At 57.1% G+C, this 25,982-nt stretch carries 27 protein-coding genes and 1 tRNA gene; 8 read left to right on the plus strand and 20 right to left on the minus strand.

Annotated features, from left to right (window positions below; all coding sequences use genetic code 11):
* Window positions 1–135 precede the first annotated feature (135 nt).
* Together DKB62_RS05675 and DKB62_RS05680 are read right to left on the minus strand one after the other, a co-directional pair.
* Window positions 136–660: a Gx transporter family protein gene (locus DKB62_RS05675; RefSeq protein ID WP_087478127.1), complete on the minus strand. Its 525-nt coding sequence runs from the start codon at window positions 658–660 to the stop codon at window positions 136–138.
* A gap of 9 nt (window positions 661–669) precedes the next feature.
* The gene (locus DKB62_RS05680) at window positions 670–1,059 is read right to left on the minus strand and encodes a NusG domain II-containing protein (protein ID WP_087478128.1); all 390 of its coding nucleotides are present in this window, start codon (window positions 1,057–1,059) and stop codon (window positions 670–672) included.
* Window positions 1,060–1,198: 139 nt separating this feature from the next.
* Between DKB62_RS05680 and DKB62_RS05685 the strand changes: the two genes are divergently transcribed.
* The gene (locus DKB62_RS05685) at window positions 1,199–1,855 is read left to right on the plus strand and encodes a tetratricopeptide repeat protein (RefSeq protein ID WP_107196168.1); all 657 of its coding nucleotides are present in this window, start codon (window positions 1,199–1,201) and stop codon (window positions 1,853–1,855) included.
* Between the two features lie 103 nt (window positions 1,856–1,958).
* Here DKB62_RS05685 and gmhA read toward each other — a convergent pair whose 3' ends face one another.
* The 8 genes from gmhA to DKB62_RS05725 form a co-directional block, all read right to left on the minus strand.
* Window positions 1,959–2,516 (minus strand): D-sedoheptulose 7-phosphate isomerase, encoded by a 558-nt coding sequence (gmhA, locus tag DKB62_RS05690; RefSeq protein ID WP_107196167.1) that lies wholly within the window; start codon window positions 2,514–2,516, stop codon window positions 1,959–1,961.
* Between the two features lie 17 nt (window positions 2,517–2,533).
* Window positions 2,534–3,097, minus strand: a complete 564-nt coding sequence (locus DKB62_RS05695) for a beta-class carbonic anhydrase (protein WP_087478133.1) — start codon at window positions 3,095–3,097, stop codon at window positions 2,534–2,536.
* Window positions 3,098–3,261: 164 nt separating this feature from the next.
* Window positions 3,262–3,338 (minus strand) — tRNA-Arg (locus DKB62_RS05700).
* Window positions 3,339–3,487: 149 nt separating this feature from the next.
* Complete coding sequence (locus tag DKB62_RS05705) at window positions 3,488–4,921, minus strand: aspartate ammonia-lyase (protein ID WP_107196166.1); 1,434 nt, start codon at window positions 4,919–4,921, stop codon at window positions 3,488–3,490.
* A 40-nt stretch (window positions 4,922–4,961) separates the two neighbouring features.
* Window positions 4,962–6,425, minus strand: coding sequence for a sodium:solute symporter family protein (locus DKB62_RS05710; protein WP_107196165.1), 1,464 nt, complete (start codon window positions 6,423–6,425; stop codon window positions 4,962–4,964).
* A 30-nt stretch (window positions 6,426–6,455) separates the two neighbouring features.
* Window positions 6,456–7,316 carry an alpha/beta hydrolase family protein gene (locus tag DKB62_RS05715; RefSeq protein ID WP_107196164.1) on the minus strand — a complete coding sequence of 287 codons (861 nt, stop codon included), beginning with the start codon at window positions 7,314–7,316 and terminating at the stop codon, window positions 6,456–6,458.
* A gap of 1 nt (window position 7,317) precedes the next feature.
* A complete protein-coding gene (locus tag DKB62_RS05720) occupies window positions 7,318–7,518 on the minus strand; it encodes a DUF3311 domain-containing protein (RefSeq protein WP_095629715.1) in 201 nt (66 codons plus the stop codon).
* 45 nt (window positions 7,519–7,563) lie between these two features.
* Window positions 7,564–8,754 (minus strand): amidohydrolase, encoded by a 1,191-nt coding sequence (locus DKB62_RS05725; protein ID WP_107196163.1) that lies wholly within the window; start codon window positions 8,752–8,754, stop codon window positions 7,564–7,566.
* A 283-nt stretch (window positions 8,755–9,037) separates the two neighbouring features.
* Here DKB62_RS05725 and murQ point away from each other — a divergent pair, with 283 nt between their 5' ends.
* Genes murQ through DKB62_RS05740 form a run of 3 tightly spaced genes read left to right on the plus strand, consistent with a single transcriptional unit; the run spans window position 9,038 to window position 12,415 of the window.
* Complete coding sequence (gene murQ / locus DKB62_RS05730; RefSeq protein ID WP_107196162.1) at window positions 9,038–9,949, plus strand: N-acetylmuramic acid 6-phosphate etherase; 912 nt, start codon at window positions 9,038–9,040, stop codon at window positions 9,947–9,949.
* Complete coding sequence (locus DKB62_RS05735) at window positions 9,939–11,318, plus strand: PTS transporter subunit EIIC (protein WP_107196161.1); 1,380 nt, start codon at window positions 9,939–9,941, stop codon at window positions 11,316–11,318. The genes murQ and DKB62_RS05735 overlap by 11 nt, the downstream gene beginning before the upstream one ends.
* Window positions 11,319–11,332: 14 nt before the next feature.
* Complete coding sequence (locus tag DKB62_RS05740; RefSeq protein ID WP_107196160.1) at window positions 11,333–12,415, plus strand: MupG family TIM beta-alpha barrel fold protein; 1,083 nt, start codon at window positions 11,333–11,335, stop codon at window positions 12,413–12,415.
* On the opposite strand, the gene DKB62_RS05745 is transcribed toward DKB62_RS05740, so the two are convergent.
* Window positions 12,416–13,294 carry a DMT family transporter gene (locus DKB62_RS05745; protein WP_232818800.1) on the minus strand — a complete coding sequence of 293 codons (879 nt, stop codon included), beginning with the start codon at window positions 13,292–13,294 and terminating at the stop codon, window positions 12,416–12,418.
* 207 nt (window positions 13,295–13,501) lie between these two features.
* Between DKB62_RS05745 and DKB62_RS05750 the strand changes: the two genes are divergently transcribed.
* The 4 genes from DKB62_RS05750 (at window position 13,502) to DKB62_RS05765 (ending at window position 17,555) form a co-directional block, all read left to right on the plus strand.
* A complete protein-coding gene (locus tag DKB62_RS05750) occupies window positions 13,502–14,587 on the plus strand; it encodes a M48 family metallopeptidase (protein WP_107196159.1) in 1,086 nt (361 codons plus the stop codon).
* 70 nt (window positions 14,588–14,657) lie between these two features.
* Complete coding sequence (locus DKB62_RS05755) at window positions 14,658–15,497, plus strand: NYN domain-containing protein (protein ID WP_107196158.1); 840 nt, start codon at window positions 14,658–14,660, stop codon at window positions 15,495–15,497.
* Between the two features lie 99 nt (window positions 15,498–15,596).
* A complete protein-coding gene (locus tag DKB62_RS05760) occupies window positions 15,597–16,682 on the plus strand; it encodes a 3'-5' exonuclease family protein (protein WP_232818799.1) in 1,086 nt (361 codons plus the stop codon).
* 57 nt (window positions 16,683–16,739) lie between these two features.
* A complete protein-coding gene (locus DKB62_RS05765; RefSeq protein WP_107196157.1) occupies window positions 16,740–17,555 on the plus strand; it encodes a DUF368 domain-containing protein in 816 nt (271 codons plus the stop codon).
* Window positions 17,556–17,622: 67 nt separating this feature from the next.
* Here the strand turns inward: DKB62_RS05765 and DKB62_RS05770 are convergent, their stop codons facing one another.
* The 9 genes from DKB62_RS05770 to DKB62_RS05810 form a co-directional block, all read right to left on the minus strand.
* Window positions 17,623–18,411, minus strand: coding sequence for a putative hydro-lyase (locus tag DKB62_RS05770; RefSeq protein ID WP_107196156.1), 789 nt, complete (start codon window positions 18,409–18,411; stop codon window positions 17,623–17,625).
* Window positions 18,412–18,427: 16 nt separating this feature from the next.
* Entirely contained in the window at window positions 18,428–19,783 is a 1,356-nt protein-coding gene (gene accC / locus DKB62_RS05775; protein WP_107196155.1) for an acetyl-CoA carboxylase biotin carboxylase subunit, read from the minus strand.
* Between the two features lie 15 nt (window positions 19,784–19,798).
* A complete protein-coding gene (accB, locus tag DKB62_RS05780; protein ID WP_095629708.1) occupies window positions 19,799–20,251 on the minus strand; it encodes an acetyl-CoA carboxylase biotin carboxyl carrier protein in 453 nt (150 codons plus the stop codon).
* Window positions 20,252–20,266: 15 nt separating this feature from the next.
* Window positions 20,267–21,265: a 5-oxoprolinase subunit C family protein gene (locus DKB62_RS05785; RefSeq protein ID WP_087478147.1), complete on the minus strand. Its 999-nt coding sequence runs from the start codon at window positions 21,263–21,265 to the stop codon at window positions 20,267–20,269.
* Entirely contained in the window at window positions 21,255–21,992 is a 738-nt protein-coding gene (pxpB, locus tag DKB62_RS05790) for a 5-oxoprolinase subunit PxpB (RefSeq protein WP_198643501.1), read from the minus strand. Before pxpB ends, DKB62_RS05785 begins: the two co-directional genes overlap by 11 nt.
* A 17-nt stretch (window positions 21,993–22,009) precedes the next feature.
* Window positions 22,010–23,206, minus strand: a complete 1,197-nt coding sequence (locus tag DKB62_RS05795) for an NRAMP family divalent metal transporter (protein ID WP_107196154.1) — start codon at window positions 23,204–23,206, stop codon at window positions 22,010–22,012.
* A gap of 35 nt (window positions 23,207–23,241) precedes the next feature.
* Window positions 23,242–24,006 (minus strand): LamB/YcsF family protein, encoded by a 765-nt coding sequence (locus tag DKB62_RS05800; RefSeq protein ID WP_107196153.1) that lies wholly within the window; start codon window positions 24,004–24,006, stop codon window positions 23,242–23,244.
* A gap of 295 nt (window positions 24,007–24,301) precedes the next feature.
* The gene (locus DKB62_RS05805) at window positions 24,302–25,189 is read right to left on the minus strand and encodes a MaoC/PaaZ C-terminal domain-containing protein (RefSeq protein ID WP_087478150.1); all 888 of its coding nucleotides are present in this window, start codon (window positions 25,187–25,189) and stop codon (window positions 24,302–24,304) included.
* A gap of 100 nt (window positions 25,190–25,289) precedes the next feature.
* Window positions 25,290–25,943 (minus strand): CatA-like O-acetyltransferase, encoded by a 654-nt coding sequence (locus DKB62_RS05810; RefSeq protein ID WP_107196152.1) that lies wholly within the window; start codon window positions 25,941–25,943, stop codon window positions 25,290–25,292.
* Window positions 25,944–25,982: the final 39 nt, after the last annotated feature.

Consider the following 25,982-nt stretch of genomic DNA (forward strand, 5'->3'; position numbering starts at 1 on the left):
TTATTTGTGAATCTTTTAACTTTATTAAACGTTTTTGTAACAATTTTCGTCAACTATAAAAAACAGGGATGCAAATAGAGTACGGTCTCCATCTGCATCCCTGAGTCTGCGCCCAAAAGGCTGTATATGTAATTGTCAAACTAGCTGCTGCATCCGCTTGTATACGGGAAGCTTCCGCAAGTGAGCGAGCGTAAAAGAGGCCGTTACGCCGATGAGAATCCCCGTGCCGACGCCGGCAACGGAAAGCACCGGCAAATACAGCATGATTTTGATATTTTCCACGACCAACGAAGCGACGATGACCTGTCCCAGATTATGAAACACGCCGCCGGCTGCGCTGACGCCGATCAAGCTGAACCGTCCCGCCCGTTTCAGCGCAATCATGCTCACCAGACTAAAGGCCGCGCCGGCCGCGCTGTACAAAAAGGCGTTGATGCCGCCGCCGAAGGCCGTCGATAAGGCGACGCGCAGCAGCAAAATCAGGCAGGCGTCCCGCTTTTTCGGCAGGGCGTACAAGGCGATGACCGTAATGAGATTGGCAAGGCCCAGCTTAGCGCCCGGCGCAATGAACGGCACGGGCAGCATGCCCTCGACGATATATAAGACGAGGGACTGGGCGACAAACAGGCTCAATATGATGATGCGAAAGGTTTTGTTCATGTGACACCTCTACCGGGCGGGAATAACATCGGGCTCGCCGCCATGGGACGAGCGCACTTCTACGAGGACTTTGTGAGGCAGACAGACCGTCGTCGCACCGGGCTGGGAAATAAAGCCTTCTCCGATGCAGATTTTATCGGGGCAGTCCGCCTCGACGATGCCGATTTCCTGATCTCTCACGACGACCGTATTATAGCCCGACTCGGTACGGATCGTAAACGTATCCGTACCGTGATGATCTGACAGCGGTACCGTTTTATATTCTTTTCCATCGACCTGTATGACGGCGTACGTCCCGCCCTTGTCTGCCGAATTGCCGCCGAGCAGGAATACTCCCTCGGGAATGAAGGAAGCCGCCAGCAGCGCCGCTATGAGGATAATATCCCATTTTTTTATCATGACACGACTCCTATCCGCCGAAAGACAGCCATTCCTGCCTCATCGGCGCGGTGCAGCACCGGTAATCAACGTATTCTAATTATAGCAAATTTTAGTATAATAGGGAAAAGAAATACTATCTGAAAAAGGAGCCCTCGCCATGAAATACAAGATATGCCTCGCCGTCTTAGCATCCATCCTCGCCCTCGCCGCCTCGGGGTGCAGCTCATCCCAAGACGAAGGGCAGCCAAACATGCCCCAGCAACAGCAGTCCGAGACGAAAACCGCGCTGCCTATCAGCGCTGAATCAGAACGATTTTGCCAGGAAGGACTGGCCGCCTACAGCCGGTTCGAATACGACGCGGCCATCGCCGCCTACGACAAGGCCATACAGACCGACGGCCGCAATTACCAGGCCTTATCGGGAAAGGGCGTCGCTTTAGCCATGCGCGGCAACGAGACGGGGAGCCGTCAGGATGTCGCCGACGGCATCGCGTCCATTCAAAAGGCTTTGGCCCTGCAGCCCGATTACGTCCCGGCCTTTTACGACCTGGCCCTAGCGTATAAAATCGACGGCCAGTACGACAAATCCATATCCTATTTTCAAAAGGTATTGGCAGCTGACCCGAACAATACGTGGAGCTATTACGGCATAGCGACCATATACGGCGATAAGGGCGACGCCAAAAACGCCGTAGTCTATTTGAAAAAGGCCGCCGCACTGGACAAAGAAAACGTCTTGGAAGCGGCCCGCACGCAATCCCACTTTGACTCCATCCGCAATGACGCGGAGTTCCGCGCCCTCGTATCGCCGTAAGTCCTCGCGCCGGGCCAGACGTAATACAAGCCCCATATCATTTCATAAAAAAACGCTGCGCGCCCGTAGTTCAGGCAGCAGCGTTTTTCCGTTCTTATACAGGTTACATGTCTTCTTCGGCAATTTCGCAGAGGATATGGCCGATCATGATGTGCATTTCCTGGGCCCGGGCCGTCGTCTTTGCCGGAACGGCCAGGATGACGTCGCACAGCTCCTTCATCTTGCCGCCGCCGATAGCCGTCATGCCGATGACCTTCATGCCTTTGGCCCGCGCTTCGGCAATGGCCGCCAGGACGTTGCCGCTGTTGCCGGACGTCGAAATGCCGACGAGGACGTCGCCTTCGTTCCCCAAGGCCTGAACCTGGCGGCTGAATACGGTTTCATAGCCGTAATCGTTGGCCACGGCCGTCAGGACAGACGTATCGACGGTCAGGGCAATCGCCGGAAAGGCCCGCCGTTCCTTCTGGAATCGGCCGACGATTTCCGCCGCCAAGTGCTGCGAATCTGCGGCGCTGCCGCCGTTGCCGCAGAACAGGATTTTATGGCCCGTCTGCAAGGCCGTCTTGATTATATCGCCGGCTTCGGCAATGGCCGGGGCTAAGGCCTTCGTCGCCTGAAATACGGCTTCATGTTCTTTCATACGTTCTTCAATGATATTCATACGATAGCGCCTCCTCATCAGACATTGGAATTATCGTCTACTACGCGGATTTCCCCGCTGTGCGGATGGATGACCATGCCATAGACAGCGATATCCTTCGGTAAATAGGGATTAGCGCGCAGCCGCCGTACCGTTTCCTTTACAGACGTATCGACGTCGCCGATCGGGTCGGCCCATTGCCGCAACTTCGGCCGCACGGCTTCGATGACGGCGCTGTCGATGCCGGCTTCGGCCATTTTCCGGCTCAGGCTGTCCGACGTCGTGTTGAGCATGCCGCAGTCGTCGTGGCCCATGACGACGATATCATGGACGTGAAGCTCGTACACAGCTACCATCAGGCTGCCGATTACGCTGTCAAAGTCGTCGAAGGCCGTGTTGCCGGCGACCTTGATGATCTTCGCTTCGCCGCGGCGTAGCCCCATGGCCGGCTCGAGGAAATCGAGAAGGCGCGTATCCATGCAGGTCAGTACGGCCAGATTGCGGTTCGGGTATTTGCTCACTTCGTCCAAACCGCCCTGGGCCAGGGCTTCCTTGACAAAGGCTTCGTTTGCCGTCGTAATTTGCTGTATCAATGCTGACATGATCTGTTCCTCCTATGGCCGCGCGGCTCTGGCGAGCTGCTTAGCCTTAACCTATTCATCTATTTGTTTCTATTCATTTCGTCTGCTCCGAACGCCTTCGTATCGCCGCATTTCACGACGCCCATAGGAAACAGGCCGTCCGGACTGGCTCATAGATAAAAAAATGGTGCGCCCAAGATGACTCGAACATCCGACACGCAGTTTAGGAAACTGCTGCTCTATCCAACTGAGCTATGGGCGCACAATAATACTATACGCTATGTATGATAGCATGAATCTATAAAAAAATAAAGTGGAGATTGCGCAAAGACCGGTTCCCTTCACACAAAAAAACGTCGCCTCATCGTCGGAAAACGCGGAGGCGGCGTTAGTTATGATTTATATATTCAGTTAATTCGAAGCGAGTTTCCGGCTGTCCTGACGATGGAGGAACGTTTCTCCCGCAATTCCCGGCTTCGTCATCTCTTGCGGCGAAAGAATGACGTCGAGCTGTTCTTTCGTCAAGGTGCCGTGAGCCAAAATGATGTCCCGGACGGGCCGTCCCGTGCTGTACGCTTCTTTAGCCAGCATTGCAGCTTCTTCGTAACCGATATGCGGCAGCAGCGCCGTAATCACGCCTACGCTGCGGTCCACCCAATGCCGGCAGCCGTCCGTATTCGCCTGCAAGTCCTTCAGAAGGTAATCTACAAAGGTCTGTACAGCATTCGTCAAATAGTCCATAGAATGAAAGAGATTAAAAGCCATGACCGGCTCCATGACGTTCAATTCAAACTGGCCGTTTTCAACGCCGAGCGTAATCGCCATATCGTTGCCAATAACCTGATAGCAGGTCTGATCCAGCACTTCGGCGATAACGGGATTCACCTTGCCCGGCATAATAGACGACCCGGGCTGACGGGGCGGCACGTTCAATTCATGAAGGCCGCATCTCGGTCCGGACGCCATAAGGCGTATGTCGTTTGCCATTTTAATCAGTACCAGCGCCGCCGATTTCATGCTTCCCGATACGTCGGCAAATACATCTGTATTATTCGTGGCATCGACCATATTGCGGGCCGTAACGAACATTTCCCCCGTCAGCTCCGACAACTTCGCCGCGGCCAGCTTGCTGTATTCCGGTTCGGCGTTCAGCCCTGTGCCGACAGCGGTGCCGCCCATATTGACAACATGCACGTCGTCCAGAGACGTTTCGATTCGCCTGCGGGCGCGGCGAACGGCGGACGCATAGGCGGCCATTTCTTGTCCTAACGTAATCGGCACGGCGTCTTGCAAATGCGTGCGGCCCATTTTCAATACGTTTCTAAATTCATCGGCCTTTTCATCCAGCCAAAATTCCAGCGTCCGCAGCGTACTGGCCAAGGCCTTCCCCTTTGCGGCAAGGCAGACTTTGATGCCCGTCGGAAATACGTCGTTCGTCGACTGGGCCATATTGGCATGGTTGTTCGGCGAAATGATGTCGTATCGACCCTTCGGCTTGCCTAAGATTTCCAGAGCCCGATTACAAAGGACTTCGTTCATATTCATGTTGATAGACGTGCCGGCGCCGCCCTGAATCGGATCGACGGGAAATTGATCGAGCCACTGTCCGTCTATAATTTCATCGGCTGCGCGCGTAAGCGCCTTCCCGACGATGGCATTCAATCGCCCCGTTTCCATATTCGCCAGCGCCGCCGCTTTTTTCACAGTCGCCAGGGCCTTAATAAAATCCGGATCCAGCCGTTCGCCCGTAATATGAAAATTCTTAACGGCCCGCATCGTCTGCACGCCGTAGTATACGTCATCCGGTACGTTCATCGTCCCTAAAAAATCATGTTCTTTCCGCATAGGTGTCCCTCCAATGATACAGCAAGCAAAATACAAAATATTAAACTAACCGCGTCTTGCCGTTTTTCGTCACGGCGCTGACGAGAACAAATACGACGAAGTTCGCCGCTAAGGCGATAAACCCGGCGTTAAAGTGTCCGCCCAGCACCGGCAGCGGGTCCATCTGATTCAGCATGAGATAGAACACGAGTACTTCGCCGACGACCAGTCCGCAAAGGGCGGCTTTCTTACTGGCCTGCTTCCAAAACATCCCCAAAACCAGCAGCGGGAAAAACTGGGTGACGCCGGAATACCCTGTCAGCAGCAGGTTGACGAGCAGATTGGAGTGGAAAATAGACAGATACAGCGCCGCCGCCGTCAAAATGAGAATCAAGTATCGGGCCGTCCGCTTCATGTGCTCCGGCGAAATCCCTTCGTCGCCGCGGCGCAGCCCTTTAATGTATATATTGCGGGAAATGAGAAGGGACGTGGACAGCAGCAGGTCGGCCGCAGGAATCATGCAGGCCAGGGCGCCGGCCCCTCCGATAATTCCCAGCACCCATACGGGGAAGGAATCCTTGACCATGTATAAGAAGGCCATGTCGGCGACGGGAATCGGATTGTCCGCATATACCAGGACGGCCGTAAAGCCGACGATCATCGGGAAGATGAGAAACAGGTGGCACACGGGCAGCCATACGGCGTTATGCCGCGGCACATCGGGATCCTTGGCGCTGAAGGTGTTCGTCGAAAAATGCGGCCACATGTAAAACCCCGCCGCCATGACGACGAGGGTCGTCATAGCCCAGATGATATCCAGATTGCCTGTGCCTCCGGGAAACATCATAAACCCCGGCTTCATCGCTTCGACCTGGGCAAACATTTCGCCGATGCCGCCGCAGTAATGGTACGGCAGATATAAGCCGAAGAACAACATGGAGCCCATCATCATGACGTCCTTGACGACAGCCGTCGACGCGACGCCCTTCAAGCCGCTCAAAAATACAAACAAAGCGACCATGACGAAGGCGATGACCATGGCGTATACCCGCGGAATCGCGCCCAGGGACGTGACCTCTACGATAAGGCCCAGCGCCGTCAGCTGCAGCTGCAAATACGGAAGCAGAAAGGCGACGCCGATGCAGGATACTAAAATACCTAAAGGCCGGCTGTCGTACAGGTATTCGACCAAGTCGCCCTGCGTGACGAGCTGATGGCGATGGCCGTACTGGCAGACCCTCGGCAGAATATGATAGCCGACGACGTAGGCCAGCGCCCCGTAGCCAAGGATATAGAAGGTCGGGCCGCCCTTGGCGTAGGCCCAGCCGCTGGCCCCCAAAAAAGCAAAGGCCGTATACACCTCGCCGGCCATGATAAACCAGTTCAGCCAGCGTCCGAAATTCCGTCCCCCGACGGCCCAGTTCTCAGCGTTCATGTGCTTATCTTTCAATCCGGGAATTGCGCCCAGTACGGCGATCCCGATGATGAAGACAAATAAAATAACCAGTGCGCTCATTGCCTCCATAACATACTCCCCCTCTCGAACAGATACAAATTACGGCGTCGCCGCGTCTAATACGGCCTGCATCCACTGGCCGATCATCGCGCCGACAGTCAGACGTGTTTCATCAAAAGCATGGTCGGCCTCCACCATATCGAACTGCTGCACAGCTGACGTTTCATGGAGCTGCAGCTGCCGCCACAGCGGCCCGATCATGTCTGCCGCCGGCGCGACATCGTCTTTCGCCGCGCCGATGAAGTACAGGTTCCTGTCTTTGAGGTCTTCGGCGGCATGGCGAAGGCCGAACTCGGCGTGAAGACAATACTGCGCGTCTTCATATAAGTCCTTCATACTGGACAGGCGCAGGACGTCGGCTCCCTGAATCAGCAGCTCCTTCAGCGATTCTTCGTCTCCCCTTTCAAACAACGACGGAAAATCGTAAGGAGCCATGACGGCGGCTCCGCAAATCCAGGGAAGACGCCGCATGGCGTTTACGGCGGCAAATCCGCCCATGCTGTGGCCGATAAAGAACATCTTGCCCGTATCAATACCGTATGTAGAAGCTGTTTCCGTCGTCCGGGCCCACTCCGCCGCAGCCACGGCGTCTTCGATGATGCCCGACAAGGTATACTGGCCTTCGCTTCCCCAGCAACCCCGATACGATATGTTTACGGCGACGGCGCCCATCCGGCGCAGCCCCTGCCCGATATCGAACAGCGACGTATACCCCGGATACCCGTGCAGTAGGATTGCGCAGGGACGCCGTTCTCCCGGCGGTCTTCCCGGCGTCATCACCGTCCCGTATATATGGGCGTCCCCGCCGCCGCTGAGAATACTCAGCCCTTCCAGAGCCGGCGGTATTTCTCCGGGACGGCAAAGCGGGTCCTGATACATATATTCCAAATGCAGCGTCATATTACATCTCCTTTTTAGACCGCATCCGGTCTTTTTTATCCAGCACCCACAGCGTATGGATACAAGCCACCGTTACGATGACGCCGGCCTGAATCCAAAAGGCCAGGAAGGGCAGCCCGGCAATCTGCGGATGAAAGGTATTCACAAACGGCAGGGCCGCAATAATCCAAATAAATGGAATCACCGTCAATAGGCATTTCATAGCATGTTCCCCCTTTTCACTACAAAACAATTTGCGGCGCGGCTGTTAGGAATGAAGCCGCAGCCAGTCTACGGCATACATGGCGTAGATGCCGGCCGCTCCCGGCAGCGCCGATTCGTCAAGCGTAAAGGTATCGCTGTGATGGGAATGCACGGCGCCGACGTCGGGATTATAAATGCCGATCAGGGCAAAGCACCCGGGCTTCTTCTCCAGATAGTAGGCGAAGTCTTCGCCGCCTGTCGTCTTTTCCAGCGTCGTCACGGCGTCGCCGCCCAAAATCTTTCTGACGGCGTCTTCCGCAATGGCCGAGCAGCCTTCCTCGTTGACGACGGGCGGTACCATGACCCGGTACTGCAGTTCTGCCGAGGCGCCGTAAGCCGCCGCCGTGTTCTGAACAATCCGTTCCATCGTCGTCTTGATGTCCTCCGCCATTTCTTTCTTGAAATACCGCGTCGTACCGCGCAGCTCCGCTTCGCCGGAAATGATGTTGAACCGCGTGCCGCTCTTCATGGTTCCGACTGTCAGGACGACCGAATCCAGCGGACTGACATGACGCGACACGACGCTCTGCAAATTCAGGACGATGGCCGACGCGACGACCGTAGCGTCCACGGTCTGCTGAGGCTGCGAGCCGTGGCCTGCCAGGCCGTGTACGAGAATGGTGAATTCATCGGCCGCCGCCATCCGTTCACCTTTTTCGACGGACACCTTCCCCGACGGCACGTCGATCCAAAGATGGCCGCCGAAGATGGAGCCGATTTCTTCATACCAGTTTCCAAAGCGTATCATATACGGCGCGCCGCGCCCCGTTTCTTCGCCGGGCTGAAAAATCAAATACACCGTGCCGTACAGCCGGTCCTTCATGTTGACCAGCATACGCGCCGCCCCTAATAACACGGCGATATGGCCGTCGTGGCCGCAGGCGTGCATACAGCCGCTGCAGCGCGATTTGAAGGGCACGTCGTTTGCTTCCTGTACGGGCAGGGCGTCTATGTCGGCCCGCAGGGCCACAGCTTTTCCCGGATGATCCCCTTCAATCTTAGCGACTACGCCCGTATGCTGCTCCGGATTCACTTCGCACGGAATGCCCATGTCTTCCAGAATATTGACGATTCGCAGCGTCGTCCGCCGTTCCTGAAAGCTCGTTTCCGGATATTCGTGAAACTGCCGCCGCCACTGGCGAATCTGTCCTTCGTATGTTTTCATATATGTTTTAATCATATCGGCGTCGTTCATCAGTAGTTCCCCCTCTGCCGTTCAGATTATTTCACACTACGCGCCGCGCGGCTCCGTTTTCCCTCCAGCCGCGCAAAAAAGCGCCGTTGAATGCAGATTCAACAGCGCCTTTGCCGCACGTACTATGAAATTAAAGCCATTATAGGGGTTCCCTTTCGCCTTGTCAATAAAAGCCCCGTATTTTTTACAAAATAGTTAGAAATAGTTTAGAAAAAGTAAGGCTTGCGCGTCTATGCCATCCTTTCTATAATGGAAGGTATAAGTAAAGAAAGGACCTCTGCATATGATTGATCTCCACGCTATTGCAACAGAACAGCGCAACGAACAGACGCGGCATATAGACCGGCTGTCTACGCTGGATATGATACGCCTTATCAACGAAGAAGATACAAAGGCTGCCCTCGCCGTCGGCGCTATCGCCCCGGCCATTGCCGACGCCGTCGACTTGATTGCCGGCCGGCTGCGGCAAGGAGGGCGGTTATTTTACATCGGTTCGGGTACGTCGGGACGGCTGGGCATACTCGACGCCGTCGAATGTCCGCCGACGTACAGCACGGACCCCGACATGGTCCAGGGCCTCATCGCCGGCGGGTACGAAGCCATCTTCCGGGCCAAGGAAGGTGCCGAAGACTCACAGGACATGGGACGGGCCGACCTGGCAGCCAAGGCCGTGACGGCAAAAGACGTCGTCGTCGGCCTCAGCGCGTCGGGACGGACGCCTTACGTCCTCGGCGGACTTCAGTACGCCGCTTCCGTCGGCGCAGCGACGATTTCCATCGACTGCTCACCTCAGGCCCCTATCGCCCAGTATGCGCAAATCGACTTATGCGCCCTCGTCGGCCCGGAGGTCATCACCGGCTCGACGCGCATGAAAGCCGGCACGGCGCAGAAGATGATCCTCAACATGCTGTCTACAGGGGCCATGATACGGCTCGGCAAAGTATACGGCAACCTCATGGTCGACGTAAAGGCCTCTAATGAAAAGCTGAAAGAACGAGCCTGCCGCATCGTCATGACAGCGGCCCAATGCGGACGAAGGGACGCCGAACAGGCCCTGCTTCAATGCCGCGGGCAGGCTAAAACGGCTATCGTCATGCTGCGCCTCGGCGTGTCCGCCGCCGAAGCGGAGCAGCGGCTTGCCGCGCACGGCGGATACATAGACCGGGTATGCAAGGAGACACCTCATGACCGATAAAGAATTAGCGGAACAGCTGCTGGCCGCCGTCGGGCCGGCCGAGCGCATCGTCCACGCCTACAACTGCATGACCCGCCTGCGTCTTCACGTCAAGGACGGCGGCATCCCTGCCGAGGAAATCAAAAAAATTCCCGGCGTCTTAGGCGTCAACAAGTCGGGCGACGAATGGCAGATCGTCCTGGGCCCCGGCAAGGCCACCAAGGTGACGAAGGAGTTTAAAGCCCTTCTGGAAAAAGACAGCGCGACGCCCAAGTCCGACGGCGGCACGATTTCCTCCCTTGCCCAGGCCGCGTCGGTCGGCGACGGGAAAGAGCTCCACGACGCCATACAAAAAAAGAACGCCACGCCGGCTAAGCTGGCCTTAAAGAAAATTTCCGCCATTTTCGTCCCCATCATTCCGGCCTTCATCGCCTGCGGCCTCATTACGGGACTGCTGAACGTCGCCTTGAAAATAGAACCGTCGTGGGCGGCGTCGCCTATTGCGCAAATGCTGGCCGTCGCCGGCAGCGCCGCTTTCTTCGGCCTGAATATATTCGTCGGCATCAACGCCGTAAAGACCTTCGGCGGTTCGCCCATGCTCGGCGGCGTGCTGGCCGCCGTCATGAGCCATCCGTCTCTGGCGTCGATTTCAGCAGACGGCATCGCCTTCGCGCCCGGCCGGGGCGGCGTCGTCGCCGTCCTTCTCGTGTCGCTGTTCGCCGCCTGGCTGGAAAAAAAGCTCCATCGCCATATTCCGGACATGTTCGACCTCTTTGCGACGCCCCTCATTACAGTCCTCCTTTCCACCTTCGCGGCCCTCTGCATCTGCCAGCCCGTCGGCGGCTGCATATCCGAGGCCATCGGCGCGGCGGCGACGGAGTCTATCCGTTCCGGCGGAGCCGTCACGGGCTTCCTGTTAGGCGGAGCCTTCCTGCCCATGGTCATGGCCGGCGTGCACCAGGGCCTCACGCCGATTCACGCCGAGCTGCTGGCCCGCTACGGCGTGACGATTCTCCTGCCCGTCCTGGCCATGGCCGGCGGCGGACAAGTCGGAGCGGCCCTAGCCGTATATGCCAAGACGAAAAACAAAGGGCTGCGCAAAACCATCGCCTCGGCCCTGCCCGTCGGCATCATGGGCGTCGGCGAGCCCCTCATCTACGGCGTCACCCTGCCCTTAGGCAAGCCCTTTATCGGAGCCTGCATCGGCGGAGCCTGCGGCGGCGCCGTCCAGGCCTACTACATGGTCGGCTCGGCAGCCTTAGGAATTTCCGGCCTGCCCCTGGCGGCCAGCACCGATAATATTCCCATCTACCTGCTCGGCCTGGCCGTATCCTATGCCGTCGGCTTCATCGCCGCCTGGATTCTCGGCTTCGATGACCCCGAGCCATAAGGAGGAACGACATCATGAAAACGGGAATCTCCCTGTACCCGGGCCTGCACGGCACGGCAGAAGAACATTTGGCATTACTGGAAAAGGCCGCCGACGCAGGCATAAGCCGTGTGTTTACGTCCCTGCATATTCCCGAAGCAGACACTGCGGCGCTGCGCCGGGAACTGCGCGCCCTGCTGCAGACGGCACGGCGGCGCGGCCTGGACGTCGTCGCCGACGTATCGCCCCAAACGGCGGCCATCCTCGGCGCCGACAGCCTTCAGCCGCAGCAGCTGCGGGAACTGGGCATCACGACAGCCCGCCTGGACTACGGCTTCGACGTGCGAAAAACGGCCTTATTCAGCCGCATCATGTCCATCCAGCTCAACGCCTCGACGGTACAGCCCGAGTATTTAGACGCCCTGCGCGACGCCGGCGCAGACTTTTCCCGCATCGACTGCCTGCACAATTTCTATCCCCGGCCTCATACGGGACTGAGCGAAGCCTTTTTTACCGCCCAGACGGCGTGGCTCCAGCGGGAAGGCCTGTCTGTCGGGGCCTTCATTCCCAGCCAGCACGGCCGGCGCGGGCCTTTATTCGAAGGGCTGCCGACGCTGGAAGACCACCGCCGCCTCGACGTCAGCCTGACGGCCCGTCATCTGGCCGCCTTAGGCGTCCAGTCGGCCTTCATCGGCGACGGCCAGCCGTCCGACGCGGAGCTGGAAGCCCTCGCCGCGGCGGGCCGCGAAGAGAAGGGCGTCGTCGTCTTAAAGGCCCGCCTCTGCAGCCGCGAGCCCTGGGTCCGCGATTTCCTGTCCTATACCTTTACGTCCCGCCTGGACCCGTCCCGCGATATGATACGGACGCAGGAAAGCCGCTCTCATGCGAGCGGCTCCATTGTAAGAGACGAGGCTTGCCCCCGCCGCGGCCTGCGGCGCGGCGACGTAACCATCGACACGGATATGTACTTGCGGTACCGGGGAGAAATGGCGATTATGACGGCCGACGCCGAAGAAGACGACAAGACGATGATCGCCGCCCAAATCCTGCCAGAAGAACGGTTTTTGCTGAACTATATCACGCCGGGGCGGCGATTCCGCTTAGAATTCGTCCGCTGATCAGGATTTGCAGTTCAGCAGCACGACGGCTCCCAAAATACAGGCGATACCGCCGAGGCCGGCCGCCGTAAGGAGTTCGTGAAATACGGCGACGCCGACGAGGGTCGACGTCAGCGGTTCGACAGACGCCAGGATAGACGCTTTCCCCGCTTCCATCTTATTGAGCCCCAGCGTATACAGGCCGAAGGGCAGCGCCGTCGACACGACGCCCAGCAGGACGAACAGAGCCGCCGCTTCGGGCACTGCCAGGACGACAGCGGCAATCTGTCCGGCATGGCTGAAACCGATAAGCCCGGCCGCGGCGACGACAAAGGTCCACGTCGTCACGGCAAAGGGCGTGTATTTCGCCAAAGCATAGCGGGCAAAAATCGAATACAAGGCGTAGCCGAAGCCGGCTCCCAACCCGGCCAGGACGCCGGGAACGTTGACCTTCCCTACGCCCAGCCCGCTGACGAGGACGCACCCGGCAAAGGCCAGGACCAGGCACAGGGCTTTCACCGGCGTGAAGGCTTCTTTAAACAACAGGACCGACAGGACCATGACGATGCTCGGCGCGGTGTACAGCAAAATGGCCGCCATGGACAAGGTCGTCAGCTGGATCGCCGTGAAATAGCAGATGTTGAAAAAGACGATGCTGCACAGGCCCGTCCCCAGGAACATCCATATGTCCCGCTTGGCAATGGCCAGCTCTGACGACCTCGTGCTGGCCATGAACAGCACCATGACCACTGCCGTCACAAAGGAGCGGCCGAAGGCAATCTGGACCGGCGAAAATCCCAGCGCCGCCAGCTGACGGGAAAAAATCCCGATGACGCCCCAGCAGATGCCGGCGGCGATAATAAAAAACGGCGCCGTCTTGCCGTCAAGTCGTATAGTCATAGTCCATCCCTTCTTTTCCCTTTGTTATGCGTTTCATAGTAAAAGACTTTCGTCTCATTGTCAATACGCTGCCATAAGCGCTCCGCTATCGCCGCGCGCCTATGGCATGGTATACTACATGTATATGCACGATGTATAGTCACGGTATCTGCTTCGCCGATACCGCCTCTGCCGCCCTGCCTGCGCAGGAGAAAGGAGATACCTCTCATGTCCGCATCATCATGGAAACGAGCGGCCATACGCGCCGCCATCTGCATCACCCTCAGCACAGCCGCCGCACCGGCCGCGCCAGTCCAGGCCATTAACCTCGGCGCCATCGGCACGATCATCGGAGCCGGCGTACAGTACGCCAGCCTGAATAAGCAGCTCAGCTATCTGGACAACGAAGGGCGCGACGAATTCATGGAACAGGTCAAGGCCCAGTACGGCGTCAATTACGACCCGCAGGCCAACGCCATGACGGCCCGCGTCATGGAAAACCTGTCCCGCTCCGTCGCGGCCATCGACCCGTCCATCCTGGATAAGCCGTACAATTATTTCGTCAACAACGACACGTCCTTCAACGCCTTCTGTACCATCGGCCACAACATGAGCGTCAACATCGGCCTCTTTGAGCCCCTGAACTACAACGAAAACGAAGTCGCCTTCGTCCTGGCTCACGAAATGGGTCACGGCCAGGAAAACCATCCCATCGAAGGCGTCAAGAAATCCATGCCCCTCGATTTACTGGCATCGCTGGCCGGAGCCAACGGCAGCGCGGCCCAGCTCGGTTCAGCTATCTTGTCGCAAATCGGCACGGCTAACCTGGTCACCAAGCCCATGGAAAAGGAAGCGGACAAGCTGGCCTTCGAATACGCCGTCGGCGCAGGCTACAACCCCGGCGCGGGCGCCGCCTTATGGCAGCGCATGCTGGAAAAGGGCGGCTCCGTCAAGACGAGCGGCGTCATGGAGCTGTTCAACGACCATCCGACCAACGTCAGCCGCCGCGACACGTACAGCAAGACCCTAACGAAATGGAGCAACAACGTCGTCAAGGTCGACGCCGAAACGGGCATGATTTCCATCCGCGGCAAGGAATGGTTCGCCCCGGCCGATACGGCTTCTATGAGCGGCCGGGAACAGGCCTACCTAGTTGCCGGCAACCTGGCCGCCGTCTACCATCAGAACAAGCGGCCGACGGCCTCCGTCCATACACAGGGACAGATGCTCTACGTCGGGCCCCAGCCTATTGCCGACCTGAGCGCCGAGCCGGACCCAGCCGCCGTGACGGCACGCCTGCAGGCCCTGCTGTAATCGGCATAACACAGTATCTTTTATTTTCCCTGCCTAAATGATACAATAGCAGGCAGGAGGAATCACACTTATGGATCATGAAATGAAATTAGCCGTCCTCATCGACGCGGAAAATATTTCCAATAAGTACATTGACGTCATCTTATCGGAAGCCAACAACTTAGGCGACGTCATATACAAGCGCATTTACGGAAACTGGACGACACCGCAGATGGCCTCGTGGCGCAGCACCATTCTGGACAACGCTATCCAGCCCGTGCAGCAGTACAGCAACACGACGCGCAAGAATTCGTCCGATTCGGCCCTCATCATCGACACGATGGACCTGCTGTATCAGAGCCATCTCGACGGCTTCTGCATCGTATCGTCGGACAGCGACTTTACCCGCCTGGCATCGCGCCTGCGCGAATCGCAGAAATACGTTCTCGGCATGGGCGAAAGCAAGACGCCCCGCTCCTTCATCTCGGCGTGCAACAAGTTTCTGTATTTAGACGTCCTGCTGGAAGAAGCGGAAGAAAACGAAAGCGAAGAAGCTAAGCCTGTTTCAACGCCGGATACGGCCGTAGCGGCCCAGCCTTACGTACTGGCTCACGAAAAAACGCCGGGCAAGGATTTCCTGACCATCAAGCAGGCTCTCATCAAGCTGACCGAAGAAAACTCCGACGACAACGGCTGGATTTTTTCCGGCACCCTGGGGAATTTGCTGAGCAAGCAGTTCTCCGACTTCGACGTGCGCAACTTCGGCTACAAGAAATTTGTCCCCTTTATCGAATCGCTGAAGCTGTTCGACGTAAACACCATTACGGACGACAAGAACAAGACGGTAAAGCACAATTACTTCCGCCTCAAGTCGCAGACGTCGTACCGTCCGGCCCGCTCGTCCCATCCGTATCACAAGAATTACCGCTAATACGGCGAGGTACAATGGAACGGCCCATCCCGTTCCATGGCACCTCGTTTTTCCTATCGGCCTGCTCCCTTGGAAATACAGACGAAAGGAAGGGTTCCCATGTCTGACGAACAAATGCAGAAAACGCTCGAATCGCTGTCCCGAAAGCATCCGAACCGGCCCATCGCCGTGACGGCCGATTTGGCCAACGACAACTTAAACAGCATTTGCCGCCTGTCCCTGGCATGGATCAGCGACGGCAGCGTCCACGGTCTCACCTTCTTGATCAAGCCGCCGACGGACGAGTTTACGTGCCGCAAAATCACGGCCGACATGGTCGCCGACTGCCAGCCCTTCGCCGACGTCTGGGACGGTGAAATCAAGATATTGCTGAAAAACGCCGTCCTTTCGGCGTATTCGTCAGAACAGCTCTTCCTGGCCATCAAGGCCAGCTACGAAGCCAGCGGCAAGCCCTTTTCCATGGAAGACGCCTACGTCCGCGACCTGAAATTTCTCGCCGCGGCCTATATTGCCGACTTGGAAAACTTTTCTTTTTTATCGATTATGCATTACATGAACATTTCTGTAGACCTGGACAATTCCCTCAGCCGGGCCATGGCCTGCGCCTGCGGCATGAACTGGATGGAAAATCTGTATCCCATCGGCAACTACGGGCTGCCCCTGTCGGCCGTCATGGCCGGCGCGCTCCACGAACCGACGGAGGAAGAAACGCAGCGAAAGGCTGAGGCGCACAAAACACTAGAACAGGCCGCTCACTATATGCAGCGCCTCTTCCTACCCTTCGTCCTGCTGTGCCTGATTCTGGCTGGCTACTATCTATACTCGCTGCAGGAAAACGCCAAGACTCACGTCGACTTTTCGCAGTACTCGTCAGTCAAGGCCGTGCCGCCGGAGCAAAAGCCCTCCTTTCCAGCCATCGAGACGAATAAAGAGTACCTGATGCTCCGCGGCACCTACATCGTCTGCGACGCCGGGACTATTCCAGAATTTCTCGACGCCTTTCAAAACCACGACGTCGAGCTGATTCGCCAGATGGTGCGCTCCGACGAGGTCATCGTCTTTATGAATCCGACGCGCGTAAAATCACTGAGCCCGGCCGATGAAAAAGGCTTCGTCCTCGTAAAAATCCTCGGCGGCGAATACGACGGCGCGACGGGCTACGCCCACAGCATGATGCTGGAATAAGACTGTACTTCACATACCGACATACGCCCTCTTTATAGAAAGGACACGATATTGATTATGAAGCACTCTCCTATAGTTACGTTTCTAAAAGGCTTGATCGTCGGCGGAACGATGCTCGTTCCCGGCGTCAGCGGCGGCTCCATGGCCATCGTATTAGGCATATACGACAAGCTCATTCACGCCGTCAGCGCCCTGACGCGGCTCGATAAGGCCTCCTTTTTCTTTCTGTGCGCCTTCTCCGCCGGCGGCGGCCTCGGCATCATCGCCTTCGCCAAGCCGCTGCTTCACTTCATGGAAACGTATCCTATTCCCACGTCGTACTTCTTCCTGGGCGCCGTAGCCGGCAGCGTCCCTATTACCTTCCGCCAGGGAAATATCTCCAGACTGTCAGCTAAGGCCGTCCTGTATATCCTCTTGGGCGTGGTCATCGTCGCTTTGTTCGCCGCCGCGCCTATAGACGGGCTGCACGCCCAGACGGAGGTCGGCTTGTTCTTCCTCATCCTGTGGATCGTGACGGGCTTCGTCGCCTCCATCGCCCTCATTCTGCCGGGCATCAGCGTATCGTACCTGCTGTATCTCTTAGGCGTATACGACCAGATACTGCTGGCCATCAGCAGCCTGTCCTTTTCCCTGCTCATCCCCTTGGGCGGCGGCGTCATCGCCGGCATCGTGGCAACGACGAAATTGCTGGAAAAAGCTATGAGCCGCTATCCCCAGGCGACGTACCTCATCATCTTAGGCTTCGTCCTCGGCTCCATGTGGGAGCTGTTCCCCGGCGTCCCGACGGATCTGCTCTCCCTCGTGTCCGCCGTCGTTCCCCTGGCGGCCGGCTTCGCCGTCATCTATACCCTTTCAAAGCAGGAGCTTTCCTAAAACCTTTATAAAAAAAGCTGAATGCACGCGTCTAAGCGTATGCATTCAGCTCTTTTTGTATGCCTTCTTACATGATGGACAGCTGCGAATTCAGGACGTCCGTAATGAACATGTAGCCCGGCGCATGGGTAATCATGAACTCCGGCTTCACGGCCATGGCCACGGCCTGAGGCGTCACGCCGCAGGCCCAGAAGACGGGCACTTCGCCTGGCTTGATGTCGGACCGCTCGCCGAAGTCGGGCTTGTCGATGTCGGAAATGCCGATGGCTTCGGGATCGCCGATGTGGATCGGCGCGCCGTGGACGAAGGGCATGCGCGTCGTAATCTGCACGGCCCGGATCGCATCGGCAGGCTTCATGGGCCGCATGGACACGACCATGGGACCGTGAAATACGCCGGCCGGCACGCACTCGATATTCGTCTTGTACATGGGCACGTTGTGGTTGTCCGTAATGTGGCGGATTTCCAGGCCCGCCTCTATCATGGGGCCTTCAAAAGAAAAACTGCAGCCCAGCAAAAAGGCCACCAAATCGTCGCGCCAGAACGGCGCGGCATCGGTCACTTCGTCAGTCAGCTCGCCATGGCGATAAATGCGGTACCGCGGTATGTCGTGCCGCAGGTCGGCTTTGGGAGCCACGAGCTTCGGCACGGGAGAGCCGGCTTCCGTCACGTCCAACACGGGGCAGGGCACCTTGTTGCGCTGCGTGAACAGCAGGAAATCAAAGGCCAGTTCCTTCGGCAGCACGGCCATATTGGCCTGGGCGTAGGGAGCGCACATGCCGCTCGTCGGCTTATCCAATTCTCCGGCCCGGATGAGGCTTCGCACTTCTGCCGGAGACGCTTTCGCTAAATCCATGACAGTTCCCTTCTTTCTATGTATTTAAAATCTCTTCCAGATGCTCTTCCAAGTAATTCGTGTTGACCTGGCCGCATCGGAAGGCTTCCGTCATCAAGATCTTCCGCTGCAGGGGAATATTCGTCGTCACGCCCTCAATTTTAAAATCGGCCAAGGCTTTTTCCATCTTGTCGATAGCTTCCAGCCGCGTCGGAGCCCATACGATGAGCTTGGCAATCATCGAGTCGTAAAACGGCGTAATGACGCAGCCTCTGTACATAGCGCTGTCCACGCGGATACCGCGGCCGAAGGGCGGCGTATAGCGCGTGATTTTCCCTGGGCAGGGCATGAAATTGTGCATCGGGTCCTCAGCGTTGATGCGGCATTCGACAGCCCAGCCGTTCATGCGGATGTCGGCCTGCGTCCACGGCAGCTTTTCCCCTGCCGCAACGAGTATCTGCGCCTTGATCAGGTCTGTCCCCGTCACCATTTCCGTGACGGGATGTTCGACTTGGATGCGCGTATTCATTTCCATGAAATAGAAATTTCCCGTATCGTCTACGATGAACTCGACAGTGCCTGCGCCGCTGTAGTCGACGGCTTTGGCGGCCATGACGGCGGCTTCGCCCATCTTCTTCCGCATGTCCGGCGACACGACGGGCGACGGCGCTTCTTCGATGACCTTCTGATGACGGCGCTGCGTCGAGCAGTCCCGTTCGCCCAGGTAGACGACGTTGCCGTAATTGTCGGCCATGATCTGAATTTCTACATGCCGCGAATGGGATAAGTATTTTTCCAAATACACGCCGGCGTTGCCGAAGGAGCGTTCCGCTTCCTGTGAAGCCTGCCGCAGGGCCTTGACCAGCTCCGTGCTGTCTTCGACGATGCGCATCCCCTTGCCGCCGCCGCCGGCCGTAGCCTTGATCAGCACGGGATAGCCGATGGCTTCTGCCGTGCGGCGCGCTTCGTCTTCATCGCAGATGACGTCTTCCGTTCCCGGAATGACGGGCACGCCGACGCGCTTCATCGTGCTGCGGGCCATGGCCTTGTCGCCCATGTGGCGGATAGCTTCACCGCTGGCTCCGATGTAGGTGAAGTGATAGTTTGCGCAGGCGTCGGCAAAATCGGCGTTTTCCGACAAAAATCCATAGCCCGGATGAATGGCATCGGCCTTAGCCGCCTTCGCCGTTTCGATAATGCGGGCAATATCCAAATAGCTTTTCTTGGCCTGAGCCTGTCCGATGCAGTACGCTTCGTCGGCCAGGCGGACAGGCAGGGAATCGCGGTCGGCTTCAGAATATACGACGACGGCGCTGATTCCCAACTCGTGACATGCTTTGATAATACGCACGGCAATTTCGCCGCGGTTGGCAATCAATACTTTCTTAAACATATGCCCAAGCCCTTTCTATGCGCCGACATGGCCTTTTTTCACCTTGAACAACGGCTGGCCGAATTCGACGAACTCGCCGTCTTTTACCAGCACTTCCGTAATCTCGCCTTCTACCATCGCTTCGACTTCCGTAAAGAGCTTCATCGCCTCCAATACGCAGACGACCGTATTCGGCGTCACGGCCGAGCCGACCTTTACGAAGGGAGGCGCCTTGGGGTCCGGTGCGCTGTAGAAGGTGCCTACGATAGGCGCCGTAATTTCGACGATGTGCTCGCCGGGCTGCGGGGCTTCAGCCGGAGCGGCGGCGGGCTGGACAGCCGGCATCATCGGCTGCGGCACGGCGACGGCTACGGGCGCGCCGCCCTTTTCCAGCAGGACCTTTCCGTCCTCATAGGCCAGTTCCATCTTATTCAGGGATGACGTTTCAAGAATCCGTACTAATTCCTTGATTTCTTCTAGCGATAACAAACAAATCCCTCCTAGTTATAGCATGCCTGCGACGGCAATCTTTATATTTTCCATGCAGCGTTCCATGTCGATAAACAGACGCTCGCCTTCTTCGTTGCTGATCAGCCTGAAATACATGCGGTCGCCCGGCTTGAGCTGGGCCACGCGGGCTACGTCTACCTGGGCGACCTGGCCGATGACGGGATAGCCTGCCGTCGTCTGGTGGTCAGCCATCAGGATGATGGGCATGCCGTTGGGCGGCACCTGTACGGTTCCCAGCCCGGCAACTTCGGAAATCATTTCCAGGGGCCGCTTCATTTCCAGCTTAGGGCCGTTCAGGCGATAGCCCATGCGGTCGGACTGTGTCGTAATGAGAAAGTCCGTCCCGAAGAAGTCGTACTTGGCCTTTTCCGTAAACTCGTCGTACTGCAGTCCGGCCATGACCTTAATCGGCTTGCGCAGCCGCTCCGGCGTCGTATGAACCTTGCTGATGCTCCAGCGGGCATGCGTAAAGGAATGAGCGCCGCGGGTCAGCAGGTTGAACATCATCTGCTGGCCGTACTCGCTGGGCTCCTTCGTATTCAGCAAATCGCCGCGGCGCAGGGCCCGCCCTTCCAACCCGCCGAACTGAGCCCGCAGATAGGTGCTCTTGCTGCCCATGACGACGGGCACGTCGTACCCGCCGGCCACGGCCAGATAGGCCCGGCAGCCGACGACACAGGGGCCGAAGCGCAGGATCGCGCCGGCCTTGACGGCGACGGGACGGTGCATGGGCACCTTCTGGCCGTCGATCACCGGGCCGAAATCGCCGCCGGTAATAGCGATGAGCGTATCCGACGTAAACTCGATCGTCGGCCCCATGAGGGTGATTTCCAAAGCCCCTTCGGTTTCATCATTGCCGACCAGTATATTCGCCAGCCGCAGGGAATACACGTCCATCGCCCCTGAAGGGATGACGCCGATCTTCTGGTATCCATAGCGTCCCGTATCCTGAATCGTCGTCAGCAGGCCCGGGCGGATAATGTTAAGACTCATGGCCGTATTCCTCCTTTAAGGCTGCAAATTCTTCTTCCGATACGGCGTAAAACTTCACGATGTCGCCGGCGTGCAGCAGGCTCGGATCGTCTTCCTTCTTCAAGGAAAACATATCCATCGGCGTGCGCCCGATAATCTGCCAGCCGCCGGGCGTGCTCAGGGGATATCCCCCGGTCTGTTCGCCGGCAATGCCGATGCTGCAGGCCGGTATGGCTACGCGCGGCGTATCGCGGCGCGGCGTGGCGATGCGCTTGTCCATGCCGCCCAAATAGGGAAATCCCGGACAGAAGCCGATCATGTACACCAGGTATTCCGGCTCCGTATGGATGGCGATGACTTCCTCTACAGACAAATGATTGTACTGGGCCACATAGTCGATATCCGGCCCGTATTCTCCGCCGTAGCATACGGGAATCTGCACGACCCGGGCCGTTTCCTTCTGTACGTCGGCCAGCTGTTCCATGCATCTGCAGAGGTACGCCGACGTAATCTCCAGGGCCGAGTCGCTTTTATACTTACCGGCCTGCTTTTTGACGACGAAGGGATTGTAGTACACGGCCAGGCTCGTATACGAAATGACGTATTCTATCATCCCGGCGAAGGGATGGGTTTCCAAATAATCGGCCAGCGCCTTGACCTTGCAGTGAATTTCCGGGCTGATCGTACTGCCGAAATTCACGAGGACGCCGGCTTCGCCTAACGGTTTTATCGTAAATTCATGGTTCAAGCGTAACAGCCTCCCTGTCACATAAACAATTTAGGCAGCTGCTTCATAATAGTCAGCACGCCCATGTACGCCGTCATGATAACGACGATGACGCCGAAAATGCTCATCCACACCGGATGCTTGTAATCGCCGACGATCGATTTCTTATGGGCCGCGATGATCATGACCAGCAGCGTAACCGGCAGGATCAGACCGTTCAGCGTCCCTACGAGGATCAGCGTCTTGACGGGCTGTCCGACGAAGGCAAAGACGACCGTCGAAAAGACGATGAAAGCGATGACAAACCAGCGGTAGTTGTTTTCGATCTTAGGGCTGAAGGTGCGGATAAAGGAAACGGACGTATAGGCCGCGCCGATAACCGACGAAATAGCCGCCGACCACATGACGACGCCGAAGACCTTGTAGCCGATATCGCCGACAGCCAGCTTGAATACCGAAGCCGGCGGATTGGCCGGGTCGAGCTGCAGGCCGCTGGCTACGACGCCCAGCGTCGCCAGGAACAGGAATACGCGCATGACGCCGGTCAGGCAGACGCCGGTAACGGAGCTGCGCGTAATCTGGGGCAGCGCTTCCTTGCCGACAACGCCGGCGTCGACCAGGCGATGGCCGCCGGAGAAGGTAATATACCCGCCGACGGTGCCGCCGACGAGGGTGACGATCGCCAAGGGATCGATGACGTCGGGCACGAAGGTCTTCATGACCGCTTCGCCTACAGGCGGGGCCGAAGACACGGCGACGTACAAGGTCAGCACGATCATGACCACGCCGGCAGCCTGGGTGAATTTGTCCATGAGCACGCCTGCCTCTTTAAACACGAAAATCGAAATGGCAATCACTGCGCTGATGACCGCGCCGGTTACGGTATCCATGCCGAAGATGACACTGAAGCCCATGCCGGCGCCGGCGATATTGCCGATGTTAAAGCCCAGGCCGCCCATGACGATCAGGGCCGCCACGACGTATCCCAAGCCGGGAAGGACCATATTGGCCACGTCCTGGCCGCGCTTTCCCGAAATGCCGATGACCCGCCATACGTTGAGCTGCGAGCCGATATCCAAAATAATAGACGTCAAGATGACGAAGCCAAAGCTGGCCAGCAGCTGCTCCGTAAACACGGTCGTCTGCGTTAAAAATCCCGGGCCGATAGACGACGTAGCCATCAGGAAGGCCGCGCCCATCAGCACGCTGAAATCAAATCCTTTTTTAGTTTTCATACTCTCGCCTCTTCCTCCTTCATCTCAAGACACCCTTACCGGTGTATAAAGGACGTTATCTGAATCTGTTCCTTCTGCAGCGCCTCGCCGATGCTCCTGGCAAAGGCCAGGGCCTTCGGGCTGTCGCCGTGAATGCAAACCGTATCGGCCTTGACGGGAATATCCTTGCCCGTCGCCGTACGGACCTTGCCTTCGGTAATCATCGTCAGTACCTGCCGTATCGACGCGGCGTCGTCTGTAATCATGGCGTTCGGCTGCGTCCGCGGCGTCAGCGACCCGTCTTCCTGATAGGTCCTGTCGGCGAATACCTCGCTGGCCGTCTGCAATCCCGCAGCTTCCCCGGCTTTGACCAGCCAGCTGCCGGCCAGGCCGAACAGCACCAGCTGCGGGTCGACATCGTACACGGCCTTGGCAATCGCTTCGGACATGGCCTGATCCTTGGCCGCCATGTTGTACAGGGCTCCGTGGGGCTTGACGTGCTGCAGCCTGCCGCCTTCGGCCTTGACAAAGGCCGACAGGGCCCCGACCTGATAGACGATTAAATCGTAGATTTCATCGGGCTTCATGACGATATTGCGGCGGCCGAAGCCGTTCAAATCCATAAAGCCCGGATGCGCGCCGACTGCCACGCCCCGTTCCAGAGCCAGGCGCACCGTCTTGTGCATGACGAAGGGGTCGCCGGCATGCATGCCGCAGGCGATATTCGCCGAGCTGACGTAATTCAAGACGTCGCTGTCGTTGCCGATAGTATACATGCCGAAGCTTTCGCCCAAATCGCTGTTTAAATCGATTTTCATCATCTGAAATTCCTCCCGTTTATTTTCATATTTTATACAAAAAAGCGCTGAATATTAAACATACTCAGCGCTTTTATCCAGTAAAGTATATTTATAATTCATTATAATATACCACGGAAACCCTTGTCAATATATAGTCATTTCGACTATTTTCTTAAATTTTTAATAAAAACAGGGCCTATCTTCCGTTCTGGCGGTACATTACATATTTTCACATACTTTAAAGATTTTTATTGCATCAATATAAATTTTTTTATTTTTATCGCTATAATCCTGCGTTTTTATTTTCAAATGAAATTTAATTGCGCCATTCGAAAACGCCGCGGTTCAGGACAGCCTTCCCCGTCGTCTTGTTGACCAGCTTGAAGTAAGCCGTTCCTTCACCCATCTTCCAAAGCTGCAGCATAACCGGCGTATCGGGGAACAAGACTGACGTCATCTGCGCCGCCATGCGGGTCATCCGTTCCGGCTCGCCCGGAATCAGCGCGCCTATCGCCATGCGGCAGGCAAAGCCGAAGGAGCACAGGCCCTGCATGAACGACGTTTCAAAGCCCATCTTCTGGGCGTACTGCGGGTCGACGTGCACTAAATTCGTATCGCCGGTCAAGCGGTACAGGAGGTTCTGCACGGGGCTGATATAATCGTCGATTTCAACGTCGGGACCCCTGTCGGGAATCTGGACGGGGCTCTTGGGCATGGGCGCGCCGCCGAAGCCGCCGGCTTCGTGAAAAAAGGTCGTCGAGTAGTTGGTGCATACGTCGTTGCCCGCCTCGTCGCGCACGTCGATGCGCGTGCGCACGACGGCGCCCTTGCCTTCGCCGCGGTCGTATACGTCTGTAATAACATCCTGGTACTGGAAGGTTCCCTTAATCGGATCGATAGGCCGGTGCATGATAATTTCGTGGTCCATGTTCAAGAAGGAAATAGTCGGCTTGATGATGTCATTGGCCAGCATAGACGCCGGCAGAGGCATCCACTGATACGGCCGGACGTTGACCGTCCCCCAGTACGGCACGGTACCGTAGGTCGGGATGGCCTTCAAATACTTCTCATAGGTATACATCAAATCGTCCCGCTTGGCTCCGACTGCCAAAGCGTACAATACGACGTCGCGCCAGTTGTACTCCAGATAGCGCGGCTCCATCTTTTTTCCTACGAGGATTTCATCCAATTTCAGCTTCATCATACGTCACTCCTTTATGCGTTCTCGCGTCTAGTATCTACGTACTATTGTACACGATGCACAAGGGAATATCTACAGGACCGTATGCCCCCTGGCTGGACTTTTATTGCCAATACCTGTCCAGACGGGCGGCGGCAGCCTCGATGTCGTTGATCAGCTTGCACGTGTGATACCCGTCGGCCACGGCGTGATGAACTGAGACGGCCAGCGGCAGCAGCACCTTTTTCCCGGCAGCCTCGAATTTTCCGAAGCGGATGAGGGGGAACAGGAGAGAATTTTCAGCATACGTATCCTGAGAAAAGGACGTGAAATGAAGCCACGGCACCGACGATACAGGACAGAAATTAGGCGGCTGATTGGGCTTGGCCTTGACGAAGCCTTCTCCATTCTTGTAGGTCTCTATGTCTGCGGCAACGCCGTCGTAAAAGGCCCGCAGGTCCCCATCGTACTCGCTCCAGATATCAGAAAAAGTCTTATCCTCTTCGTGAAAGACCGTATAACAGGGCACGACGACATCCCAGTATCCCAGCCGGCCGTCGCCGTCAAAGCTCATGCGGAATTCCCTGTTCTCATTGACGGCCCGCATGATCGCATACAACATAAGAGGAAAAAACCGCAGCTGCCGCTGTTTCTGAAACTCCCGCAGCGGCGCAATATCGATGTGGGCCGTCAGCGTGTAGCGGCACTTGATTTGATTGTAATAATAATTGAAATGGTCCCTGCGGGGCCACGTTTCCCAGTCGATGGGATGAAACATAAGCAATCTCTCCTCACTATCCAGATATGGCGCAGCGGA

This window comes from Megasphaera stantonii (genome assembly GCF_003367905.1).
GTDB classification, from domain to species: domain Bacteria; phylum Bacillota; class Negativicutes; order Veillonellales; family Megasphaeraceae; genus Megasphaera; species Megasphaera stantonii.

Excerpts from the sequence above, each read along its gene's own strand:
- DKB62_RS05675 (WP_087478127.1), bottom strand. The coding sequence starts at position 660 with ATGAACAAAACCTTTCGCATCATCATATTGAGCCTGTTTGTCGCCCAG.
- DKB62_RS05725 (WP_107196163.1), bottom strand. The coding sequence starts at position 8,754 with ATGAACGACGCCGATATGATTAAAACATATATGAAAACATACGAAGGA.
- DKB62_RS05785 (WP_087478147.1), bottom strand. The coding sequence starts at position 21,265 with ATGAGTCTTAACATTATCCGCCCGGGCCTGCTGACGACGATTCAGGAT.
- DKB62_RS05760 (WP_232818799.1), top strand. The coding sequence starts at position 15,597 with ATGTCTGACGAACAAATGCAGAAAACGCTCGAATCGCTGTCCCGAAAG.
- DKB62_RS05800 (WP_107196153.1), bottom strand. The coding sequence starts at position 24,006 with ATGATGAAAATCGATTTAAACAGCGATTTGGGCGAAAGCTTCGGCATG.
- DKB62_RS05805 (WP_087478150.1), bottom strand. The coding sequence starts at position 25,189 with ATGATGAAGCTGAAATTGGATGAAATCCTCGTAGGAAAAAAGATGGAG.
- DKB62_RS05705 (WP_107196166.1), bottom strand. The coding sequence starts at position 4,921 with ATGCGGAAAGAACATGATTTTTTAGGGACGATGAACGTACCGGATGAC.
- DKB62_RS05810 (WP_107196152.1), bottom strand. The coding sequence starts at position 25,943 with ATGTTTCATCCCATCGACTGGGAAACGTGGCCCCGCAGGGACCATTTC.
- DKB62_RS05695 (WP_087478133.1), bottom strand. The coding sequence starts at position 3,097 with ATGTCAGCATTGATACAGCAAATTACGACGGCAAACGAAGCCTTTGTC.
- DKB62_RS05680 (WP_087478128.1), bottom strand. The coding sequence starts at position 1,059 with ATGATAAAAAAATGGGATATTATCCTCATAGCGGCGCTGCTGGCGGCT.
- DKB62_RS05765 (WP_107196157.1), top strand. The coding sequence starts at position 16,740 with ATGAAGCACTCTCCTATAGTTACGTTTCTAAAAGGCTTGATCGTCGGC.
- DKB62_RS05770 (WP_107196156.1), bottom strand. The coding sequence starts at position 18,411 with ATGGATTTAGCGAAAGCGTCTCCGGCAGAAGTGCGAAGCCTCATCCGG.
- DKB62_RS05685 (WP_107196168.1), top strand. The coding sequence starts at position 1,199 with ATGAAATACAAGATATGCCTCGCCGTCTTAGCATCCATCCTCGCCCTC.
- DKB62_RS05750 (WP_107196159.1), top strand. The coding sequence starts at position 13,502 with ATGTCCGCATCATCATGGAAACGAGCGGCCATACGCGCCGCCATCTGC.
- DKB62_RS05740 (WP_107196160.1), top strand. The coding sequence starts at position 11,333 with ATGAAAACGGGAATCTCCCTGTACCCGGGCCTGCACGGCACGGCAGAA.
- DKB62_RS05715 (WP_107196164.1), bottom strand. The coding sequence starts at position 7,316 with ATGACGCTGCATTTGGAATATATGTATCAGGACCCGCTTTGCCGTCCC.
- DKB62_RS05745 (WP_232818800.1), bottom strand. The coding sequence starts at position 13,294 with ATGACTATACGACTTGACGGCAAGACGGCGCCGTTTTTTATTATCGCC.
- gmhA (WP_107196167.1), bottom strand. The coding sequence starts at position 2,516 with ATGAATATCATTGAAGAACGTATGAAAGAACATGAAGCCGTATTTCAG.
- DKB62_RS05795 (WP_107196154.1), bottom strand. The coding sequence starts at position 23,206 with ATGAAAACTAAAAAAGGATTTGATTTCAGCGTGCTGATGGGCGCGGCC.
- murQ (WP_107196162.1), top strand. The coding sequence starts at position 9,038 with ATGATTGATCTCCACGCTATTGCAACAGAACAGCGCAACGAACAGACG.
- DKB62_RS05755 (WP_107196158.1), top strand. The coding sequence starts at position 14,658 with ATGGATCATGAAATGAAATTAGCCGTCCTCATCGACGCGGAAAATATT.
- accC (WP_107196155.1), bottom strand. The coding sequence starts at position 19,783 with ATGTTTAAGAAAGTATTGATTGCCAACCGCGGCGAAATTGCCGTGCGT.
- DKB62_RS05735 (WP_107196161.1), top strand. The coding sequence starts at position 9,939 with ATGACCGATAAAGAATTAGCGGAACAGCTGCTGGCCGCCGTCGGGCCG.
- DKB62_RS05710 (WP_107196165.1), bottom strand. The coding sequence starts at position 6,425 with ATGGAGGCAATGAGCGCACTGGTTATTTTATTTGTCTTCATCATCGGG.
- DKB62_RS05720 (WP_095629715.1), bottom strand. The coding sequence starts at position 7,518 with ATGAAATGCCTATTGACGGTGATTCCATTTATTTGGATTATTGCGGCC.